Here is a 21,256-nt window from a genome sequence, read left to right as displayed (position 1 = left end):
GTCAACTCCGGGAGTCAGGGATAGGACGAGGAACAGGACGCGACGCATCATGCACTGGCATGCGCCGCGCGACAAAAACGACGGCCAGCACCGCACCGGCGAACAACAGGGTGGTGGCATCGAGCACTTCATGCAGCAAGGCTGCCGCAGCCAGCATCGACAAGAAAGGCTGCAGCAGTTGCAACTGCGAGATGCGCACGGTGCCACCCAGCGCAAGAGCCCGGTACCAGGCCAGAAAACCCAGCCACATCGACACCACGGCGACATAGGCGAAGCCGCCCCAGGCCGAGAGCTGCACCGGGGCTGCGGGTCGTAGCCACCACGCCGCAGGCACGCTGATGGGCAGACTGAGCACCAGCGCCCAGCCGATGACCTGCCCGGCAGGGCGAGACCGCGTGAGGTGGCCGCCCAGGGCATAGCCCACCGCAGCCGACAGCATGGCACCCACCAGCAGGCCATCGGCCCAGTGCAGCTTCAAGGCGAAGCGTCCGGTGCCGTGCAGCAGGGTGTAGGCCATCACCAGGGCCGCGCCCAGAAAGGCGCAGAGCCAGAACCCGGCAGACGGCCGCTGGCCCGCCAGCAGCGCGCCGAGCGCTGCGGTAAACAAAGGCAGCAGCGCCAGAATGAGCGAGGCATGCACCGCATCGACTTCGCGCAGGGCGATGGAAGTCAGCAGCGGAAAACCGAACACCACGCCGCCAGCCATCGCGGCCAGCAGAGCCCAGTCGCGGCGGCTGGGCAAGGGCGCGCGCTGCCACACCAGCCAGACGGCTGCGAGCACGCCCGCAACGGCGGCGCGGCCCAGCGCCACGAACTCGGGCGAGAGTTGCGGCGCCTGCGTCGAGCCGACGGCCAGACGCGTCATCGGCAGCGACAGCGCAAACAGACCCACGCCCAACAGGCCCAGAGCCAGCGCTTCGCCCTGCGCGGAGATCGGTGGCTGCTTTCGGGCGGCGGGAGTGGGTGGTGTGGACATGGAACGCAGCTTAGGGTGTAATGCAATACACCACCAATACACTCAATGAGTACAAAACAGGATCTGTATGGATGAGATCGCCAATACAGTGAACCCGGTCCCCGAGGCGGGGACGCTGCAGCGCCATGCGGCGACGACCTTGGCGGAGCAGCTCAGCGCCCAGTTTTCCGCCCGCATCCGCAACCGCTTGCTGCCCCCGGGCAGTCGCTTGCCGTCGGTGCGCGAATGCGCCCGGCGGTACGGGCTGAGCACGCAAACCGTGGTCGCGGCGTATGACCGGCTGCAGGCCCTCGGGCTGGTGGAGGCGCGCGCGCAGCGTGGGTATTTCGTTCGGGTGCCCGGTGACACGCTCGTGCTGGCGCGACCTCGCGCCGCGCAGGCCGATGCCGCTGCGCCCATGTTGGCGCCGACGCACGCCACCGCGCTGGTGCGCGGCATGTTTCATCAAATGGGGGCGGGCGCTGCGGTGGCGCTGCGCGGCGCGCCCGGTTCCGGCGTGTTGCCCGCGCCGTGGCTGGAGAGTGCGGCGCTGGGCGCGGCCTTGCGGCGCATCGCCCGCGCGAACGAACTCGGGCAGGCGTCGCTGCACTACGGGGATCCGCTGGGTGATCTGGCCTTGCGCGAAGCCTTGTCGCGGCAATTGGCCGGCTTGTCTCTGCAAGTGCCGCCGCAGCAGATTCTGACCACCAATGGCGCATCGCAGGCGCTCGATCTCGTTTTGCGCGCCCTCACCCGCCCCGGCGACGCGGTGCTGGTCGAGAGCCCCGGCTGGGCGATGCAGTTCGCGCAGATGGCGCACCACGGGCTCAAGCTGCTGCCCGTCCCCCGCGGGGCCGATGGCCCCGATCTCGACCTCCTCGATCAGTTGGCCCGCGCCCATGCGCCGCGCCTGTTCATCTGCGTGAGCGTGCTGCACAACCCCACCGGGCAGAGCCTCAGCGCGGCCAGCGCACACCGCGTGCTGCAACTGGCGCAGCGTCACGGCTTTCAGGTGGTCGAAGACGATGTCTATGCCGCCTTGGCCGAGCCCAGCGGCCCGCGCATGAGTGTGCTCGATCAACTGCAGCACACCATTTATCTCAGCGGGTTCTCCAAAATCCTCGCGCCCGGCTGGCGTGTGGGCTTTGTCGCGGCGGCGCCCGCCGTCATCGACCGTCTGATCGATCAAAAGTTGCTCGCCGTGCTCACCACCCCCACCCTCACCGAGCGGGTGCTCGCCCATGTGCTGGGACAGGGGCAGTTGCGGCGCACCACGCAACAGGTACGCGACCGGCTGGACGCGGCGCGTGCACGCGCGGTGCGGCTGGCCGAGAAAGCGGGCTGTCGCTTCGTCACCCCGCCACGCGGCCTGCTGGGTTGGGTGGACACCGGCGTGGACACGGCCACGCTGTCACAGCGCCTGCTCGACGCCGGTTATCTGCTCGCGCCCGGCCACCTGTTCGACCCGCAGCAGCAGCCTTCCACCCGCATGCGCATCAACTTCACCCAGACGCAGGACGAGGCGTTCTGGCGTGCCTTTGCCGCCGCGCGGCGCTAAAGCCGTATGCGGTCGCCAACACGGCGGACAGCGCGATGAAAGAAACGGTGCGTTGCGATAGTATCCAAATGTACATCGCTCTTTCGCTCATTCCTTCCACCCATGTTCTCCCAGGTCTGGCACTTGCTGGCCGCGGGCGATGCGGCCACTTGGCACATCGTCGGCGTGTCGCTGCGCGTCAGCGGCGCCAGCGTGCTGCTCGGTCTGCTGCTGGGCTTGCCGCTGGGCTTGCCGCTGGGTGCGTGGCTGGCGGTGCATGCGTTTACCGGGCGCGGCGTGGTGGTGGCGCTGCTCAACAGCCTGCTCGGGCTGCCTTCGGTCATCGTCGGTCTGCTGGTGTATCTGCTGTTGTCGCGCAGCGGGCCGCTGGGTGAACTGGGGCTGTTGTTTTCCGTGCCGGCCATGGTGCTGGCGCAGACCATACTCACCACGCCGCTGATCGCCGCCGTCACGCGGCAGATCGTTGCCGAATCCTGGCGGCTGCACGGCGACACGCTGCGTTCCTTGCGCCTGGGGGCGCTGCAGCGCGTGCGTTGGCTGCTGTGGGATTGTCGCCATGCCTTAGTGGTGGCCGCCCTGGCCGGGTTTGGCCGCGCCGTGTCCGAGGTGGGTGCGGTGATGATTGCAGGCGGCAATATCGAGGGCTACACCCGCACCATGACCACGGCCATCGCGCTGGAAACCAGCAAGGGCGACCTGCCGTTGGCGCTGGCGCTGGGCGCGGTGCTGATGACGCTGGTGCTGGGGGTCAATGCGGCTGCGGCCCTGTTGCGGCAGTATGCGGCGGCGCGCTATGGGGAGGGCGCATGAACGGCTCTTGCGGCGCTGACGTGGCTTGCGCGGCGCTGTTTCCCATCAGCCTGCAGGGCGTGGGTTTGCGCCGCGGGACGAACTGGGTGCTGAGGGGTCTCGATCTGCAGATCGCGCGCGGCGGCATCACCGCGGTGATCGGGCCCAATGGGTCGGGCAAGACCAGCCTGTTGCGCCTCATCCACGGCCTGGAGCGGCCCACCTGCGGTCGCTTGCTCTTTGCCGGACAGGAGCCGCCGTTGGAGGGCATGGCCTATCCGGGGCAGGCCATGGTGTTTGCACACACGCCCATGCTGCGCGGCACGGTGACGGACAACCTGCGCCTGGCCTTGACCGGGCGCGGATCAGACCCCGGTTTGATCGAGGCCGCGCTGATCCGCGCCGGGCTGCACAGCCGGGGGCGGCAAAGCGCCGCCAGCCTGTCTTCCGGCCAGCGTCAGCGGCTGGCGCTGGCACGCGCCTGGATGATGCAACCCGCGCTGCTGCTGCTCGACGAGCCGTGCAGCCATCTCGACCCGCAAGCCAGCGTAGCCATCCTGCAAGACGTGCAGGAACTCGCCGCGCTAGGCATCACCGTGGTGCTCAGCACCCACCGCCCAGAGGAAATCGCGCTGGCGCAGCGCGTGCTGCGGCTGGATCACGGCCAGTTGCAGACCTTTTGCGCACCGCAATCACTCAACCCACAGCGCCTCGGCGCCATTCCCCCAGGAGACTACGCATGTTCACGCGATTGCATTTGCCATTCATCCGTCTGATCGCCGCTGCGGCGCTCGGACTCGCGTCGCTCGCCGCCGGGGCGCAGATGCCGCCCAGCATCGTCGTCGCCTCGACGACCTCCACCGAGCAATCGGGTCTGTTCGGCCACATCCTGCCGCTATTCACCCGCGACACGGGCATCGCGGTGAAGGTGGTGGCGGTGGGGACGGGACAGGCGCTGGACATCGGCCGGCGCGGCGATGCCGACGTGGTGTTCGTGCACGATCGCGCCGCGGAAGACCGCTTCGTCGCCGAAGGCTGGGGCGTGGACCGGCGTGACGTGATGTACAACGATTTCGTGCTCGTCGGGCCCAAGTCCGATCCGGCCGGGGTCATGCAAGTCAAGACCTTGTCGGAGGCCTTGCGCCGGATCGCTTCGAGCCAAGCCCTGTTCATTTCGCGCGGGGACAAGAGCGGCACGCATGCCGCGGAGCTGCGCGCGTGGAAGCAGGCCGGAATCGACCCGGTCGCTGCAGGCCGCGGCAAGTGGTACCGCGAAATCGGCGCGGGAATGGGACAGGCGCTCAACACCGCAGCGGCGCTGAACGCCTACACCCTGAGCGACCGCGGCACCTGGCTGGCGTTCAAGAACCGCGGTGACCTGACCATCGTGTTGCAAGGCGACAAGGCACTGTTCAATCCTTACGGCGTGATGCTGGTCAATCCGGCCAAGCATCCGCAAGTCAAGGCGGCGCAGGGCCGCGCCTTCATCGACTGGATCACCGGCCCGGCAGGCCAGCAGGCGATCGCCGGCTACAAAATCGGCGGCGAGCCGCTGTTCTTTCCCGACGCAAAAAGCCAGTAAATCTCAGAGTTCGCGCCGCTTGCGCACTGCATCGGCCAGAGCGCGCAACAACGGCACGGTGTCGTCCCAGCCCAGGCAGGCGTCGGTGATGGATATGCCCGGCGCCAGCGGCTGACCCGGCTTGAGATCCTGCCGGCCTTCGCGCAGGTGGCTCTCGACCATCACGCCCAGGATGCGCCGCTCGCCTGCGGCGATGCGCTCGGCGATGCTGGCGGCCACCTCCATCTGCTTGCGCGGCTGCTTGGCCGAATTGGCGTGCGAGCAGTCGATCATCACCTGTTCGCGCTGCCCGGCTTTGGCCAGCGCGGCGCAGGCGGCGTTGACTGATGCGGCGTCGAAGTTCGGCGCCTTGCCGCCGCGCAGGATGACGTGGCAATCCGCATTGCCGCGGGTTTCGAAAATCGCCGCCACGCCCATCTTGGTCATGCCCATGAAGGCATGGCCGCTGGCGGCCGACACCATGGCATCGGCCGCCACCTGCACCCCGCCGTCGGTGCCATTCTTGAAGCCCACGGGACAACTCAGCCCCGAAGCAAGCTGGCGGTGGCTCTGGCTTTCGGTGGTGCGCGCGCCGATGGAGCCCCAGGCGATCAGGTCGCTGAAATACTGCGGCGACAGCAGGTCGAGAAACTCGGTGCCCGCCGGTAAACCCAGCGAATTGATCTCCAGCAGCAACTGGCGCGCGCGCTGCAGACCCTCGTTGATGCGGAAGCTGCCATCCAGCCGCGGGTCGTTGATATAACCCTTCCAGCCCACGGTGGTGCGCGGCTTCTCGAAATACACCCGCATCACCACAATGAGCGCGTCGCTCAGATCGGCCGCCGTGGCTTGCAGGCGGCGCGCATAGTCGATGGCCTGATCGTGATCGTGAATGGAGCATGGCCCGACCACAACCACCAGCCGGTCATCGCGCCCGTGCAGCACATTCGCGACTGCGGCGCGGCCTTGCTCGACCACGGCCTCGATCTGCGGCGTGACCGGCAGTTCTTCCAGCAGCACAGCTGGCGAGATCAAAGCCCGCACCGCCTTGATGCGGGTGTCGTCGATGCGAGTGGCGTCGAGCGTGCCGTCCAGCACACCGGCCTCTTGGTCATGGGTGGAATCGTCGATTCGGGGCATCAAGGCCGTCCTCTTACATGCTCGGCTGCGGATTGCGCAGGCGGATGTGCAACTCCTTCAACTGCTTCTCATCCACCGGGCTGGGCGCGTTGGTCAGCAGGCACTGGGCGCGCTGGGTTTTGGGGAAGGCGATGACGTCGCGGATGCTCTGGGCGCCGGTCATCATGGTGACGATGCGGTCCAGGCCGAAGGCGATGCCGCCGTGCGGCGGGGCGCCGTATTGCAGCGCGTCGAGCAGGAAGCCGAACTTGGCGCGGGCCTCGTCGGGGCCGATCTTGAGCGCGGAGAACACCTTGCTCTGCACTTCGGCGCGGTGGATGCGCACCGAGCCGCCGCCGATCTCCCAGCCGTTGAGCACCATGTCGTAGGCCTTGGCGATGCACTTCTCGGGGGCCGTGTCCATCAGTTCTTCATGGCCGTCCTTCGGCGCGGTGAAGGGGTGATGCACGGCGGCCCAGCGCTGGTTGTCCTCGTCGAACTCGAACATGGGGAAATCGACCACCCAGAGCGGCTTCCAGACGTTCTCGAACAGGCCGTGGCTCTTGCCGAATTCGCTGTGGCCGATCTTGACCCGCAGGGCGCCGATGGCGTCGGCCACGACCTTGGACTTGTCGGCGCCGAAGAACAGCAGGTCGCCGTTTTGCGCGCCGCTGCGCTGCAGGACGGCGGTAATCGCGGCGTCGTGCAGGTTCTTGACGATGGGCGACTGCAGACCATCGCGGCCCTTGCTAACATCGTTGACCTTGATCCAGGCCAGGCCTTTGGCGCCGTAGATCTTGACGAACTCGGTGTAGGCGTCGATCTCGCTGCGGCTCATCTCCCCGCCACCGGGCACGCGCAGCGCGACCACGCGGTCGCCGGGGGTGGTGGCCGGGCCGGAGAACACCTTGAAGTCCACGTCGGCCATCACATCGGTGAGTTCGGTGAACTCCATCTTGACGCGCAGATCGGGCTTGTCGGAGCCGAAGCGGGCCATGGCCTCCGCATAAGTCATGACCGGGTAGGGGTTGGCGAGCTCGATGTCGAGCACATCTTTGAACACGCCGCGGATCATGGTCTCGAACAGATCGCGGATTTCCTGCTCGTTCAGGAAGGAAGTCTCGCAGTCGATCTGGGTGAATTCGGGCTGACGGTCGGCGCGCAGGTCTTCGTCGCGGAAGCACTTGGTGATCTGGTAATAGCGGTCGAAGCCCGCGACCATGAGCATCTGCTTGAACAGCTGCGGCGACTGCGGCAGGGCGAAGAACTCGCCGTCGTGCACGCGGCTGGGCACCAGATAGTCACGCGCGCCTTCGGGCGTGCTCTTGGTGAGCATGGGGGTTTCGATGTCGATGAAGCCCTGGCCGTCGAGGAAGCGGCGCACCGCCATTGCAACGCGATAGCGCAGCTTGAGGTTGTGCTGCATCTGCGGACGGCGCAGGTCGAGCACGCGATGGGTCAGCCGCGTGGTCTCCGACAGGTTGTCGTCGTCGAGCTGGAAGGGCGGGGTGACCGAGGCGTTGAGCACGGTGATGTCGTGGCACAGTACCTCGATCTTGCCCGAGGTCATGCCCTCGTTTTCGGTGCCAGCAGGTCGCGGCCGCACCAGCCCCTGCACCTGCACGCAGAACTCGTTGCGCAGGCCTTCGGCCGTGGCGAACATGGCGGCGCGGTCGGGGTCGCACACCACCTGCACCAGGCCCTCGCGGTCGCGCAGGTCGATGAAAATCACCCCGCCGTGGTCGCGACGGCGATGCACCCAGCCGCACAGTGAAACAGTTTGCCCCAGTTGGGCTTCGGTCACCTGACCGCAATATTGGCTACGCAGACTCATGTTGGAGAGGTACTTTCGGAAAACGGTCCTGCGGCTTCGGCGCGCAGGGGGCAGGTAGGGAAAGGATGGGAGCTCGGGCGCTCAATGCACTTGCGGATTGTTCGGCCCGCCCGGCACGACCACACCCATGGAAATGATGTATTTGAGCGCAGTGTCCACGCTCATCTGCAGCTCGATCACCTCGCTGCGCGGAAACATCAGAAAAAAGCCGGAGGTCGGATTGGGTGTGGTGGGAACGTACACACTGACATGATCGCCCTGCAGATGCCCTGCAACCTCGCCGCCCGGCGTACCGGTCATAAAGGCGATGGTCCACGAGCCCTGATGCGGATATTGCACCAGCAAGGCTTTGCGGAAGGCGTTGCCGCTGCTGGAAAACAGCGTGTCCGACACCTGTTTGACGCTGCTGTAAATGGTCTTGACTAGTGGAATGCGCGCCATCAACCCGTCCCAGCGGGCCAGCCACCACTGCCCCACCATATTGGCTACAGCCAGACCGGTGAGAAAAATGGCCGCCAGCACCAAGACCACGCCCACGCCGGGAATGTTCACCAGTTTGTCCAGCGCCGGGGCCAGGCCGGGCGCCACCGTGCTCAGCGCGCTGACCATGGCCCGGAAGATGCCGTCGAACACGGCCAGCAACTGCCACAGCACCCAGATGGTGATGGTCAGCGGCAGCCAGACCAGCATGCCGGCGATGAAAATACTTTTCAGGCTCATGGAATGAAACAGCCTTCCGGGGCGCGGAAGGCTTGGGGTTGAGGAAAGGGGCAGGGCGGGTGGATCACAGCCCTGGAGAGGATGAATTTAATGGCAGGCACACGAGGCGCCGCAGGCCGGGGGCGCGGCACTGTCGGAGGAAGACGCTGCAGCCGCTGTCGATGTTGCCGCCGCGCCGCCGCCCTTGAAGTCGGTGGCGTACCAGCCCGAGCCCTTGAGCTGGAAACCCGCCGCGGTGACCTGTTTGTGCAGCGCAGGCTTGCCGCAATGCGGACAGACGGTCAGCGGGGCATCGGACATTTTTTGCAGCGCGTCCAGGGTGTGGCCGCAGGCATCACATTTGTAAGCGTAGATCGGCATGATGGAAACCTCGTCAAAATAGGGGCGCCAGGAAAATCGGCGTTTCAAATCCAGAATTCACGCCTTAAATGGGGGCAAACAGGCGCAGAACAATGACGGCATTATAAAAACGCCCCGCCTGTCGGGGCGGCAGCGGCCACGCAGCCTCGGCCTTATCTCTCGTTATCCACCGTAGGCGGCGCGATACTGGCCGGTGCAATACCCGGCGGCGCCAGCGCGGGCGGGGTAAATTGCGGCAGACGGGGTGCGACGCCGGGGAAGCCGATGGCTCCGACCTGAGCGCCCTGCGGATCCATTTTGAGTTCCTCACGCACGCCGTCACGTTCCAGCCAGACCATTTTGTAGCCGGTGGCGCGCAAAATCACGCCCGGTGCGATGGCGTCTCCCACGCCGACGGCGCGGGGCGGTTGGCCGTCGATGCCAATCAGCGCCGAGCCGGTATCGCCCCCGGCAATCACCCCGTACAGCCGAAAGCGGCTGGGTGCGGCGGGTGCGCTGGCCGCGCCCACCGGTGTGGCGCCAAACAGGCGCGCGGCCTGCTGCGCGGCCTGCTCGGGCGACAGCGCGCCGATGAGTTGGGCATCAGCGGGAACCGTTTGCGGCGAGGCGACCAGTCGCAGCACCCAGGTCACTGCCAGCGCTGCGCAGGCGAAGGCGAGAACGACGCTCAGCAGCGCCGCGGCCCGGCGGCTGCCGCGGGTAGAAACGCCACTGGGCGCAGGGAATGAGGGTGAGGTGCGCAACATGAGACACTTATTATCCGCGCAGAACGTGTCTTCGCGCCGTCTTGTTGCAACGAGTCATCAGCAAGGCGGAAAAACCGAGGGCGCGCCCGGCGCTTTTCAAAAGGTGGAAGTCGATGAATGATGGTTTGAAGGGGGTTTCATCCGAGGTGCTGCGCGTGCCCGCGGCCCGTCGCAAAGCGCGCGGTTTCACGCTGATCGAGCTCATGGTGGTGCTGGTCATCATGGGCGTGCTGGCGGCGCTCATCGTGCCCAACATCATGGGCCGCACCGACGAGGCGCGGCAAACGGCTGCCAAGACGGATATCGCCACCATCATGCAGGCGCTCAAGTTGTACAAACTGGATAACGGCATTTACCCCACCCAGCAGCAGGGCTTGCAGGCGTTGGTGGTCAAACCCACCACGCCGCCGATTCCCAACAACTGGAAGCCCTATCTCGAAAAGCTGCCGACCGATCCGTGGGGCAATCCCTATCAATATCTCAACCCGGGCGTGAAAGGTCCGGTGGATGTGTTCAGCTATGGCGCAGACGGCAAACCCGGCGGAGAAGGGGCGAATGCCGACATTGGCAGCTGGCAATAAGCCCGGCTGCGTCCTGAGGGCAAGGCCGCCGCGCCGGCGGCGAGCGTGGGGATTCACCCTACTCGAAATGCTGGTGGCGCTGATCATCGTGGGCATGGTCACGGCGATGGCGGCTTTTGCCTTGCCGCCTTCCGAAAATGCGCAGATGCAGCGTGAGGCGCAGCGGCTGTCGGCACTGTTCGATGCCGCACGTCAACACGCCGCCGAAACCGGCGTGCCCCTGGCCTGGGCCAGCGGGCCGAGGGGCTATGCCTTTGTGCAGATCGGGCCGCAGGGTTGGGAGCCGGTGGACTCCGACCTGCTGCGTCCGCGGCTCTGGCCCTGGGTGGGCGGCGGCCGCGAAATTCCCCCGCAGGATTGGCGCACCGCGCTAGGCGGCGAGCCGCGCGAGGCGGCTTACTCGGCGGGTACGGTGTCGGTGAGTCTGAGCGAGGGTGGGGTGCGCAGTCTGGGCACGCCGCCGAGTTGGTTGCTGTTCGGCTCCGAGCCGGTGGGCGGCCCGATCCGCCTGGTGCTGTCTGATGGCGCGGAGCGCGACAGCATCGAAACCGACGGCTTTGCGCCTTTTGTGGTCAGTCGCAGCCGATCATGATGTGCGGACCCCTTCGCGTTCCAGCGCCCCCATTGAATAGGTCGGCCCAGCCGCCGGGCCGCCCCAAGGCTGGGCCAGCCCCCTCGGGGGGCAGTGCCGCCGCGTCAGCGGCAAGCGTGGGGGCAAGCTCCCGCGGATTCACCCTGCTCGAAGTGTTGGTGGCTTTGGCGGTGGTGGCCATTGCGCTGCTGGCGGCCATGCGTGCCGCAGGCGGCGTGGCCGACAACGCGCAGCGCTATCGCATGACCGTTCTGGCCGAGCAGTGCGCGCAGAATTTTCTGGTCGATCAACGCCTGAGCAAAACCTTTCTCGCAGTGGGACAGAGCACCAGCGCCTGCACGCAGGCGAATGTGCCGTTCACCGTGGCGGTGGATGTGATGCCCACGCCCAACCCCAACTTCCGCCGCGTGCAGGTCAACGTGCTCGATGCCAGCGGCTGGAGCGCGTGGCAGGTGGTCACCATCATCGGGAATCTGTAAGTGAACCGGGCGCCTGTTTCGGCACAGCGGGGTTTCACCCTGATCGAGCTGCTGGTTGCGGTCACCATTCTCGCGGTGGTGGCGGTGCTGGGCTGGCGCGGGCTGGACGCGGTGGCGCACAGCCGCGACGACGCCAGCCGCGCGTTCACCACCAGTTCGCGTCTGGCCGACGGCATGCAGCAGCTGGGCGACGACCTGCGCCATGCGGTGTCGCAGGGGCCCGGACTGCCTGCGGTGAGCGTGCTCGGCGGCGGGCTGTTCATCGTGCGCCGTCCCGCGCAACCGTTGGGCGGCGATGTGCGCGCCGATGTCGGCGCGGGCGTCGGCCTGCCGCCGAATGCGGGCGAGCTGCAGGTGGTGCGCTGGACGGTGCAGGACGGCGCGCTCAAGCGCAGTGCCAGCGCGCCCACCGACAGCCGCGCCGTCTTGCAGTCGGCCTTGCAAAACTCCACCGCGCCTTTGCTGACCATTCTGCCCGGCGTGATGAGCATGCAGATCCAGTTCTATCGCTACGCCGGTATCGGGCTGCTGCAGCAATCGGGCGCCTGGGTCAATGCCGGTACGGCGGCCAATGTGGCTAACGCCAGCAGCAACACGCCGGCCGCATCGGCCAGCGCCGCGACGGCCGCCGCCAACACGCTGGCCGCCAGCGCGACGACCCCGGCGGCCGTGCGCCTGCAGCTGCAGTTCGCCGACAAGCTGCTGACGGGCGATTTGCAGCGCGACTTTTTGCTGGACGACCGCGAATGAGCGCTCCGCACGGCCGCTCCGGAGGAGCGCTCAACTCCCTTGGGGAGTCGAGACTAGTGAGGAGGGTAGTCCAGTGAGGCGCTCGACCAAGTATCAAGCCGGGCATCAAAGCGGCGCGGCGCTGATCACCGCCATGCTGATTGCCGCGCTGGCTGCGGTGATGGTCTCTAGCATGTTCTGGAGTCAGTGGAGCGCCATCGCCCGCGAGCAGACCGCGCGCGAACAGACGCAGGCGCGCTGGATTTTGCGCGGCGCGATCGACTGGGCGCGGCTGATTCTGCGCGAAGACGCCATGACCTCGACGGCCGATTACCTCGGCGAGCCCTGGTCGGTGCCGCTGGCCGAGGCGCGGCTGTCGACCTTTCTCGCCGCGCGCGGGCAAGACAGTGCGGGCCTGCCCGACGCCTGGCTCGAAGGGCGCATCGTCGATGCGCAAAGCCGTTTCAATCTGCGCGATCTGGCTCCGGCCGGGACGATCGATCCGCAGGCGCTGCTGGCCTTCCAGCGCCTGTGCGCCGCGTTGCAACTGCCGTCCAACGTGGCGGCCACCATCGCCAATGGCGTGGCGGCGAGCAACCCCATCGGCGCTGCGGCGCAGACAAATGTTGCAAATTCGCCACTGCCGCTGCAGCAATTGCAGGATTTGGCGCGGCTGGGCCCCACCGTGGCGCAGGCCCTGCCCAAGCTCGCCTCCGCCGTCACCCTGCTGCCGCAGGCCACGCCGGTCAACGCCAACACCGCCAGCCCGGAGGTGCTCGCTGCCGTGCTCGGGGTGAGCGCCGATACGGCGCAGGCATTGGTCGAGGCGCGCAAGCGCGCGTATTTTCGCAATCTGGGCGATATTTCAACCCTGCTGCCGCAAGGCGCAACCGTCAATCCGCAACTGGTGAGCGTGGCCACCGGCTACTTCGACGCCATTGCCCGTGTGCGCATCGACAAGCTGGAATACGCCGAACGCGCGCTGATTCAGCGGGCCGGGGTGTTCTCGCAAGTGGTGCGCATCCAGCGCGTGCCCCCCTGGTTGGCGGCTGCCCCTGAGGTCGAACAGGGAGCAAACTGATTTCTTTCGCAAAACGCGATTGAGGAATGCATTGCAACATCGCGTATTTCCTGTACCTTTACTGCAACAAAGCCTCTCTACAATCGCCGCCATCATGCAAACCCTGGTTCTCCGCCTGCCGCCCCTGGCTACCGCGCACCCGCTGCCGGAGCTGGAGTACGTGCTGCTGAGCGCCAACGGCAAACTGCAATCGGCCGGTCGGGAGCAAGTTGCGCTGCTGCCGCGTGGCGCCCGGGTGGTAGCCGTGGTCGATGCGCTCGACGCCTCGGTCATGGCGGCGACGCTGCCCGCCATGGCGCCTTCCCGGCTGCAGGCCGCACTCAACGGGGCGCTCGAAGACCGTCTGCTGCAGGACGCGGGGCTACTGCATTTGAGTGTCGGGCCGCTCGCCGAAGACGGCAGCGTCACGCTGGCCTGTGCGGTGCAAAAGGCCGCGCTGCAGCAGGCGATTGCCGATCTCGCTCAGGCCGGGCAGGAGCCGGAGAAAATCGTTCCCGAAGCCGCCTTGCTGGCACCGGGCGACGCGCTGCTGCAAACTTCCGGGCAAGGCCCGCGTCTGCTGTGGCGCGACCTGCAGGGCGAGGCGGCCTGGCTGCCGCTCATCCTCGCGGCTGACGCCGCCGCGCCGCAGGCGCTGCCACTGCCCGTTACGCCCGAACATCTCTGGGTGCAAGATCAGGCGCAGCCCCAACTCAGCTGGCTCGATCTGCCGCCTGAACTCACACCGGCCACGCTCAGCGACGCCGGCTGGATGGCGCGGGCAGCGCAGTCGCCGTGGAATCTGCGGCAGTTCGACCTGGCGCCCAAACACGCGTTGTCGCGAGGTTGGGCCGGGGTGATGGAGCAACTCACCACACCCGCCTGGCGACGTGTCGGCGCCCTGCTGGGGCTGCTGGCGGTGGTGCAGTTGGTGGGCATGAATGCCGCCGCTTTCAAACTTTCACGGCAGGAAAGTCAGTTGCGACAAAAGCTCGACACCACGGCCGCCGAGGCGCTGCCCGGTGTGCCCGCCATACTCGATGCGCGCCTGCAGGTGCAGCGCGCGCTCAACGACGCGCGCCTGCGCACCGGCCGTCCCGGAGATGGCGATCTCGACGTGCTCATGGGGCGCGCCAGCGTGGTGGTGCCGCCGGGCATCGTGCCCACGGTGCTGAAATTCAGCCCGGGCCAGTTGCAGCTCAGTCTGCCGGGTGACGCGGCCGCGCAGGCGGCAGCAAGGTGCACTCCGGCCGGCCTGTCCTGTGTGGCGCAGGGCGATGTGCTGAGTGTGACGGGAGCGGCGCAATGAGCGCGACGCAAGGCGGCCGCATGGCGACGTTGTCGGGGCTCTGGTACCGGGGCCTGCCGCAGACGGTGGCGCTCGGGCGTCAGCGCTGGGCCGCCATGTCGCCGCGCGAGCGCGTGCTGATCGGCTCTGCCGCGGTGCTGGTGCTGGTTGCGCTGCTGTGGCTGCTGGCGATCAAACCCGCTTGGCATACCCTGCAAACCGCGCCGCAGCGCATCGTCAGCCTGCAGCAGCAGTTGCAAACCCTGCAGCAGGACGGTCAGCAGATCGCCGCTCTGCGCAATGCGCCTTCTGCCCCGGTATTCAGCGGCGATCTGCAGGCGGCCATCGTGGCCTGGTTCAAGCGTGTCGATCCGGGCGCCAAGGTTCAGGCGCAGGTGCTGCCGGGCGAGGTGACGCTGGATCTCTCTGCGCTGCGACCGGCCACCCTGGCGGCGCTGGCGCAAACGGCGCGACGCGACTGGTCGGCGCAGGTGGACGGCGCCGATCTCAAGCTCGGCCCGGACGGCGCGCTCAGCGGCACGGTGCACCTGTCGCGGCAAGGATCGGGTGGCGGATGAATGGCCAGCGCACCCAAATCTCCCGACCCGGCGCGCGCTGCGGCGTCTTCCGGCAAACGCTCGTCCAAGTCTTCGTCACGCGGGCGTTCATCATCCCGCAAACCGGTCAAACGCCAACGCGCCTTCAGCCGCCGCTGGTTGTGGCTGGCGGCTTTGCTGGGCGTGCTGTGGGCGCTGCTGTGGCAGGCCCCGGCCAGCTGGCTGAGCGCGGCGGTGTGGAAGGCCAGCGGTCAGCACGTCTTGCTCGCTCAGGCGCAAGGCACCTGGCGCGACGGCTCGGCGCTGCTGGTGCTCGAAGGCGGGGCGGGCAGCCGCGGCGCCACCGTGCTGCCCGGCACCTTGCACTGGACTATCGGTCTGGGCAATCTCTGGCGCGGCCGACTGCTGGCGCAGATCGACTGGCCCAAGGTCTCGCCGCAGCCGCTGCAGATCAGCACCCAGCTCGGCTGGTCGCAGACCACCGTGGCGCTGCGCCCGGCGGGGGGCGCGCCAGATGCCCCCTGGCAGGGCATGCTGCCGCTATCGGTGCTCGACGGGCTGGGCACTCCCTGGAATACCGTTGCGCTACGGGGACAGGCGCAATTCACCTTGCGTGGCCTGCTCCTAGAATCGGTCGCCGGGCGGATGCGGATCGGGGGGCAGGTGCAGATCGATCTGCCGGATGTGGCATCCCGCCTGAGTGTGGTGGCGCCCATCGGCAGCTATACCCTGAGCATCACCGGGCAGGGCGCCGATGCGCAAGTCGATCTGCAAAGCAGCAAAGGGCCCCTGTTGTTGCAGGGCAAAGGGGTCTGGAACGGTCAGGCCCTGCAATTTCTCGGCACCGGCCGGGCGGCGCCTGGCAACGAAGCGGCGATGGCGAATCTGCTGTCGCTCCTCGGACGTCGCGAGGGTGACCATGTGCGAATCGCCATTTGAATTCGACTGAATTCGACGACACTCCGACCGCCACAGAACACGACAAGAATCAAGGAACGCCGTGATGCATCCCGACTTGAACCCCAATTCTCATGCCCGCAGCGGGATCAGCCGCAGGATCGGCCGCGTGGTGGCCTTGCTGCTCGTTCCTTTGCTCATGCTGCAACCGGTGATGGCGCAGGCGCCCTCAGGCATGGCGGGCAAGACCGATCAAGCCAAACGTAGCGCCAATGGGGATCTCACCATCAACCTGGTCAACGCCGACATCGCCAGCGCGGTGCAGGCGGTGGCCGCGGCAACCGGGCGCAACTTCATCGTCGATCCGCGGGTGAAGGGCCAGGTCACTATTCAATTCGAAAAACCGGTGCCGCCGCAGAAAGTCTTCCAGGCGCTGCTCACGCAGTTGCGCCTGGCCGGCTTTGCCGTGGTGGAGCATGACGGCGTGTTTCAGGTCGTGCCCGAGGCCGACGCCAAGCTGCAGAGCGGGCCGGTGGGCGTCGGGCTGGCGCCTTCTCGCATTCCCGGTCGTGGCGATCAGGTGGTCACGCAGATCTTCCAGTTGCGCAATGCCTCGGCCAGCAGCCTGCTGCCCGTGTTGCGGCCCCTGATCTCGCCCAACAACACCATCAACGTCAGCCCCTCCGGCAATGCGCTGGTTGTGACCGACTATGCCGACAACCTCAAGCGCATCGCGCGCATCATCGCCGCGCTCGACGTGCCCACCGGCACCGAAGTCACCGTCGTACCGCTGACCTACGCGGTGGCCAGCGATCTGGCGCCCACGTTGCAAAAGCTCATCGACATGCAGACGGTCACCTCGAGCGGCCCGGGCACCCCCGGTGTGCAGGCAGCCGTCGCTGGCAGCGGGGCCATGCGTGCGGTCATCCTGCCGGAGACGGCCAGCAACTCGCTCATCGTGCGGGCCACCAATGGCGCACAACTCGCCGAGATCGAGCAGATGATCCGCCGCCTCGACCGGCCGCAAAATGATCAGGACAACATCCATGTGGTCTATCTGCGCAATGCCAATGCGGCCGATCTGGCGCGCACCCTGCGCGGGGTGCTGGCAGCGCAAGGCACGGGCAGCGCTGCGGGCGGGCAGTCGCAGGTCAAACCGCAGGGGGGATCGCAGTCGATGAGTGGCGGCAGCAACAACAGCAACTCATCTTCTTATGGGTCGTCCGGCGCCACCAGCCCGGGGCTGGGCCAGGCGCCGGAATTCGCCGCCACCAGCAGCGACTCGACGGTAACCTTGCCGCAGGGCGGCACGGTTTATGCCGACAACTCGCTCAATGCCCTCATCATCAACGCGCCGCAGCCGGTTTACATGCAACTGCGCCGGGTGATCGAGCGGCTCGACGTGCGCCGGGCGCAGGTTTATGTCGAGGCGCTGATCGCCGAGGTCGACGCCAACAAGGCGGCGCAACTCGGTATTCAGTGGCAGGCCATCGCCGGCAGCGCGGGCAATCAGAATGCCATCATCGGCGGCAGCAATTACGGCACCGGCGGCTCGAACATCATCAATCTGCAGGCGGCCATTTCCGGCGGCGGCAGTTCGGCGGCAACGGCGCTCGCCAGCGGTTCGCTGGCCATCCCCAATGGCTTGAACATCGGCATTCTGCACAACGTGGCGGGCATGGCCACGTTGGGTCTGCTGGCGAACTTTCTGCAGACGCAGGACGGCGCCAATATTCTTTCCGCGCCCAACCTGATGACCCTCGACAACGAAGAGGCCAAGATCGTTGTCGGCCAGAACGTGCCCTTCGTCACCGGCCAGTATGCGCAAACCGGATCGAGCGCCACCGTCACGCCGTTCCAGACCATCGAGCGCAAGGACGTCGGCCTGACCTTGAAAGTGCGGCCGCAGATTACCGCGGGCGGCGCGATCAAGATGGATGTCTATCAGGAGGTGTCGAGCATTTCCAGCACCACCAACGCGGCGGGCATCATCACCAACAAACGCTCCATCCAGACCGCCGTGCTGGTCAACGACGGCCAGACCATCGTGCTCGGGGGGCTGATGCAGGACAACGTGAGCCAGAACAACAGCAAGATTCCGGGCCTGGGCGACATTCCCGGGCTGGGCGCGCTGTTCCGCTCCAATTCGCGCACGGCGCAGAAGACCGATCTGATGGTGTTCCTGCGGCCTATCGTGGTGCGCACCGAAGATCAGGGCAACGCGCTGAGCCAGCAACGCTACGACACCATGCGCGGCATGCAGGACAGGGCGCAACTGCCCGCGCAGTTCGGCATGCCCGAGATGCCGGGGCCGGTGCTGCCGTCCCTTCAAGGCGATACGGGGGCAGCGCCCACGCCCCCCATGTCGCTGGGCGCAGCCAGCAGCGCTGCCGCGGCGCCTTCGCCCACGTCCCTCGCCATGCCACCCGCTGCGCCCGGTGCAGCCAATGCCCTGCAGAGCCTTCAGGCGAAGAGCAAGGCTGACGCGACCGTGGTGGAACTCGGCTTTTCTCAGCCCCTGGCCGCCCCGCCCACCGCATTCACCTTGAGCGATCCGATTCGGCTGGTGCTCGATTTTCAGGGCGCCCATTCGCAGCTCAGCAGCAAGAGCCAGAGCTTTGATCTGGGGCCGCTGCAGTCTGCCAGCGTGGTTGATGACCAGGGCAAGACCCGGGTGATTTTCAACCTGACTCAGACCACGCGCTACGTCACCGAGGTGCAGGGCAAGCAACTGCGCGTCATCCTCACGCCGCAGCACTGAACGACCGCTCGCCATGTCCGTGCGTCATCCCTTGCCCTATACCTTCTGCCGCGACCAGGCGGTGCTGGCCGAAGACGACGGCCAGGGCGTCGAACTCTGGATGTGCGAGGCCACGCGGCCCGCGGCGCTGGCCGAGGTGCAGCGCCAGCATGTGCTGTGCGCGGTGCACCGCACCACCGCTGAAGACCTGCAGGCGCGCATCGGCGCGGCCTACGCTGCCCGCGATGGCAGCGCCGCGTCGGTCATCAGCGAAGTGGAGGGCGACGTCGATCTGGGCCGGCTGATGCAGGACATCCCCGCGGTGGAAGACCTGCTCGAAGCCGCCGACGACGCGCCCATCATCCGCATGCTCAACGTCTTGTTCACCCAGGCCGCGCGCGAAGGGGCTTCGGACATTCACATCGAGCCCTATGAAACCGCTTCGGTGGTGCGCTTTCGCGTGGACGGCACGCTGCGCGAAGTGGTGCGGCCCAACAAGGCGCTGCATGGCGCGCTGATTTCGCGCATCAAGATTCTTTCGCAGCTCGACATCGCCGAAAAGCGTCTGCCTCAGGACGGCCGCATCGCCCTGCGCATCGGCGGCCGCACTCTCGATGTGCGCGTGTCCACCCTGCCTTGCGCGCATGGCGAACGCGCCGTGCTGCGCTTGCTCGACAAATCGGCGGCGCGGCTGAATCTGCGCGCCGTGGGCATGGCGCCCGACATGCTCGACCACTTCGATGCCCTCATTCGCGCGCCGCACGGCATTTTGCTGGTCACCGGCCCGACCGGCAGCGGCAAGACCACCACGCTGTACTCGGCGCTGAGCCGACTCGATGCCAGCACCACCAGCATCATGACGGTGGAAGACCCGATCGAGTACGACCTGCCCGGCATCGGCCAGACGCAGGTCAACGCCCGCATCGACCTCACCTTTGCCCGAGCTCTGCGCGCCATCCTGCGGCAAGACCCCGACGTGGTGATGATCGGCGAAATCCGCGATTTCGAAACCGCGCAGATCGCCATTCAGGCCTCGCTCACCGGTCACCTCGTGCTCGCCACACTCCATACCAACGACTCCGTCTCGGCCGTTACCCGCCTGACCGATATGGGCGTCGAGCCCTTTCTGCTTGCCTCTTCGCTGCTGGGCGTGTTGGCGCAGCGGCTGGTGCGCCAGCTCTGCCCGGCCTGCAAAGTGCCGTCGCCCGACGGCCAGGGTTTCGTGCCCGTGGGTTGCCCCGCGTGCAATCACACCGGCTACACCGGACGCACCGGCGTGTTCGAGCTGTTCGAAGTGGACGACGGTCTGCGCGCCGCCATTCACGCCCGTGCCTCCGAGGCCGAGTTGCGCCGCCTGGCCCAGGCCACGGGGATGCGCAATATGCGCCAGGATGGGCAACGCTATATCGACACCAGCATCACCAGTCTGGCCGAGTTGCTGCGCGTGACGCGTGATTGAATTTCTGCTCCACCATGCCCGCCTACCGTTTCACCGCCCTTGACACCGCAGGCGCCGAACAGTCCGGCGTGCTCGAATCCGACAGCGCCCGCGGCGCCCGTACCCTGTTGCGCAGCCGCGGGCTCATTCCGTTGCAGGTCGAAGGCATTCACGAAGAAGCGGCGCAGGCCAGCGGCCGCCGGTTTGCGCGCCGGGTGTTCAACAACCAGGAACGCACCCTGTTCACCCGCCAGCTCGCGGGCCTGTTGGTGTCTGGCCTGCCGGTGGAGAAAGCCCTTGCCGCCCTGGCCGAAGATGCTGACCGCGCCGAAATCGGCAATCTGCTTTCCAACCTCAAAAGCGAAGTCTCAGCTGGTCACAGCCTGGGCGACGCGCTGGCTCAGTATCCGCGCGAATTCAAGCCCATCTACCGCGCGCTGGTGAGCGCGGGCGAAGATAGCGGCGACCTGGGTCTGGTGATGGAGCGGCTGTCCGACTACCTCGAAGACCAGCAGGCGCTGCGCGGCAAGCTGGTGCAGGCCTTCGCCTATCCGGCCATCGTGGTGCTGGTGGCCGTCACCGTGGTGGTGCTGCTGCTCACCTACGTCGTGCCGCAGGTGGTCGGCGTGTTTCAGGGCGCGCACCAGAAGCTGCCGCTGCTCACCGTCGGCCTCATCGCCGTGTCCGATTTCATGCGGGCCTGGGGCTGGCTGATTTTGATCGTCCTCGCGGTTGGCGGCGTCGTGTTCGCGCAGGCCATGAAGCTGCCGGGACCGCGTCTGGCGTTCGACGCCATGATGCTGCGCAGCCCGCTGTTTGGACGGCTGATCCGCGGCATCAACACCGCGCGTTTCGCCAGCACCTTGGGCATTCTGGGTGCGGCGGGCGTGCCCATATTGCGCGCGCTGCAGGCCGCTGCAGACACGCTGAGCAACAGCCTGCTCAAGGCCGACGCGGAAGAGGCCATCGCCCTGGTGCGCGAGGGCGCAACGCTTGCGCAGTCGCTGGCGCTGCACAAGCGCTTTCCGCCCGTGCTCATCACCTTTATCCGTTTGGGCGAGCAAACCGGCACGCTGCCGCAGATGCTCGACCGCGCCGCGGTGCAGCATGCGCAGGAAGTGCAGCGCCGCGCCATGACCCTGACCACCATTCTGGAGCCGCTGCTCATTCTGGTCATGGGCGGCATGGTGCTGCTCATCGTGCTGGCCGTGATGATGCCCATCATCCAGATGAACAACCTGGTGAAATAAGTC

The 21,256-nt window shown here is 66.9% G+C and carries 21 protein-coding genes; 15 read left to right on the top strand and 6 right to left on the bottom strand.

From position 1 onward, the window contains the following. Position 1: 1 nt before the first annotated feature. Positions 2–976, bottom strand: coding sequence for a DMT family transporter (locus tag B3H47_RS05770; RefSeq protein ID WP_286986422.1), 975 nt, complete (start codon positions 974–976; stop codon positions 2–4). 67 nt (positions 977–1,043) lie between these two features. On the opposite strand from B3H47_RS05770, the gene B3H47_RS05765 reads away from it, so the two are divergent. The 4 genes from B3H47_RS05765 (at position 1,044) to B3H47_RS05750 (ending at position 4,884) form a co-directional block, all read left to right on the top strand. After that, positions 1,044–2,513, top strand: coding sequence for a PLP-dependent aminotransferase family protein (locus tag B3H47_RS05765; RefSeq protein WP_286986421.1), 1,470 nt, complete (start codon positions 1,044–1,046; stop codon positions 2,511–2,513). Between the two features lie 102 nt (positions 2,514–2,615). After that, entirely contained in the window at positions 2,616–3,323 is a 708-nt protein-coding gene (locus B3H47_RS05760) for an ABC transporter permease (RefSeq protein WP_286986420.1), read from the top strand. Then, entirely contained in the window at positions 3,320–4,078 is a 759-nt protein-coding gene (locus B3H47_RS05755; RefSeq protein ID WP_286986419.1) for an ATP-binding cassette domain-containing protein, read from the top strand. Before B3H47_RS05760 ends, B3H47_RS05755 begins: the two co-directional genes overlap by 4 nt. Then, positions 4,042–4,884 carry a substrate-binding domain-containing protein gene (locus B3H47_RS05750; protein ID WP_013107182.1) on the top strand — a complete coding sequence of 281 codons (843 nt, stop codon included), beginning with the start codon at positions 4,042–4,044 and terminating at the stop codon, positions 4,882–4,884. The genes B3H47_RS05755 and B3H47_RS05750 overlap by 37 nt, the downstream gene beginning before the upstream one ends. A 3-nt stretch (positions 4,885–4,887) precedes the next feature. On the opposite strand, the gene B3H47_RS05745 is transcribed toward B3H47_RS05750, so the two are convergent. The 5 genes from B3H47_RS05745 to B3H47_RS05725 all read right to left on the bottom strand — a co-directional run bounded on the left by B3H47_RS05745 (position 4,888) and on the right by B3H47_RS05725 (position 9,642). Then, positions 4,888–6,003: a 3-deoxy-7-phosphoheptulonate synthase gene (locus B3H47_RS05745; protein WP_286986418.1), complete on the bottom strand. Its 1,116-nt coding sequence runs from the start codon at positions 6,001–6,003 to the stop codon at positions 4,888–4,890. Positions 6,004–6,016: 13 nt separating this feature from the next. Beyond that, entirely contained in the window at positions 6,017–7,816 is a 1,800-nt protein-coding gene (gene aspS / locus B3H47_RS05740; protein ID WP_286986417.1) for an aspartate--tRNA ligase, read from the bottom strand. An 81-nt stretch (positions 7,817–7,897) separates the two neighbouring features. After that, the gene (locus tag B3H47_RS05735) at positions 7,898–8,536 is read right to left on the bottom strand and encodes a DUF502 domain-containing protein (RefSeq protein WP_013107178.1); all 639 of its coding nucleotides are present in this window, start codon (positions 8,534–8,536) and stop codon (positions 7,898–7,900) included. A gap of 87 nt (positions 8,537–8,623) precedes the next feature. Beyond that, positions 8,624–8,896, bottom strand: coding sequence for an FmdB family zinc ribbon protein (locus tag B3H47_RS05730; RefSeq protein ID WP_013107177.1), 273 nt, complete (start codon positions 8,894–8,896; stop codon positions 8,624–8,626). 152 nt (positions 8,897–9,048) lie between these two features. Next, complete coding sequence (locus B3H47_RS05725) at positions 9,049–9,642, bottom strand: type II secretion system protein N (RefSeq protein WP_286986416.1); 594 nt, start codon at positions 9,640–9,642, stop codon at positions 9,049–9,051. A 113-nt stretch (positions 9,643–9,755) separates the two neighbouring features. Between B3H47_RS05725 and gspG the strand changes: the two genes are divergently transcribed. The 11 genes from gspG (at position 9,756) to gspF (ending at position 21,253) form a co-directional block, all read left to right on the top strand. Continuing rightward, positions 9,756–10,223: a type II secretion system major pseudopilin GspG gene (gspG, locus tag B3H47_RS05720; protein WP_286728871.1), complete on the top strand. Its 468-nt coding sequence runs from the start codon at positions 9,756–9,758 to the stop codon at positions 10,221–10,223. Beyond that, on the top strand, positions 10,150–10,815 hold the full coding sequence (locus B3H47_RS05715; RefSeq protein WP_324343490.1) for a pilus assembly FimT family protein: 666 nt from the start codon (positions 10,150–10,152) through the stop codon (positions 10,813–10,815). Before gspG ends, B3H47_RS05715 begins: the two co-directional genes overlap by 74 nt. Positions 10,816–10,931: 116 nt before the next feature. Then, positions 10,932–11,294 (top strand): type II secretion system minor pseudopilin GspI, encoded by a 363-nt coding sequence (gene gspI, locus B3H47_RS05710; RefSeq protein ID WP_321164557.1) that lies wholly within the window; start codon positions 10,932–10,934, stop codon positions 11,292–11,294. Next, positions 11,295–12,044 (top strand): PulJ/GspJ family protein, encoded by a 750-nt coding sequence (locus tag B3H47_RS05705; RefSeq protein WP_286986413.1) that lies wholly within the window; start codon positions 11,295–11,297, stop codon positions 12,042–12,044. It begins immediately after the preceding gene. Positions 12,045–12,117: 73 nt separating this feature from the next. Continuing rightward, positions 12,118–13,104: a type II secretion system minor pseudopilin GspK gene (gene gspK / locus B3H47_RS05700; RefSeq protein ID WP_286986411.1), complete on the top strand. Its 987-nt coding sequence runs from the start codon at positions 12,118–12,120 to the stop codon at positions 13,102–13,104. Positions 13,105–13,198: 94 nt separating this feature from the next. After that, on the top strand, positions 13,199–14,392 hold the full coding sequence (gene gspL, locus B3H47_RS05695) for a type II secretion system protein GspL (protein ID WP_286986410.1): 1,194 nt from the start codon (positions 13,199–13,201) through the stop codon (positions 14,390–14,392). Beyond that, entirely contained in the window at positions 14,389–14,949 is a 561-nt protein-coding gene (gene gspM / locus B3H47_RS05690) for a type II secretion system protein GspM (protein WP_013124233.1), read from the top strand. The genes gspL and gspM overlap by 4 nt, the downstream gene beginning before the upstream one ends. Next, on the top strand, positions 14,950–15,867 hold the full coding sequence (gene gspN / locus B3H47_RS05685; RefSeq protein ID WP_013107168.1) for a type II secretion system protein N: 918 nt from the start codon (positions 14,950–14,952) through the stop codon (positions 15,865–15,867). A 64-nt stretch (positions 15,868–15,931) separates the two neighbouring features. Then, positions 15,932–18,586, top strand: coding sequence for a type II secretion system secretin GspD (gene gspD / locus B3H47_RS05680; protein ID WP_286986409.1), 2,655 nt, complete (start codon positions 15,932–15,934; stop codon positions 18,584–18,586). 13 nt (positions 18,587–18,599) lie between these two features. Next, the gene (gene gspE, locus B3H47_RS05675; RefSeq protein WP_013107166.1) at positions 18,600–20,024 is read left to right on the top strand and encodes a type II secretion system ATPase GspE; all 1,425 of its coding nucleotides are present in this window, start codon (positions 18,600–18,602) and stop codon (positions 20,022–20,024) included. A gap of 14 nt (positions 20,025–20,038) precedes the next feature. Beyond that, entirely contained in the window at positions 20,039–21,253 is a 1,215-nt protein-coding gene (gene gspF / locus B3H47_RS05670) for a type II secretion system inner membrane protein GspF (RefSeq protein WP_276729483.1), read from the top strand. Positions 21,254–21,256: the final 3 nt, after the last annotated feature.

The organism is Thiomonas sp. UBA7699, from assembly GCF_002482605.1.
Lineage (GTDB): Bacteria > Pseudomonadota > Gammaproteobacteria > Burkholderiales > Burkholderiaceae_C > Thiomonas > Thiomonas arsenitoxydans.
This window is presented reverse-complemented; position numbering and strand designations above follow the sequence as displayed.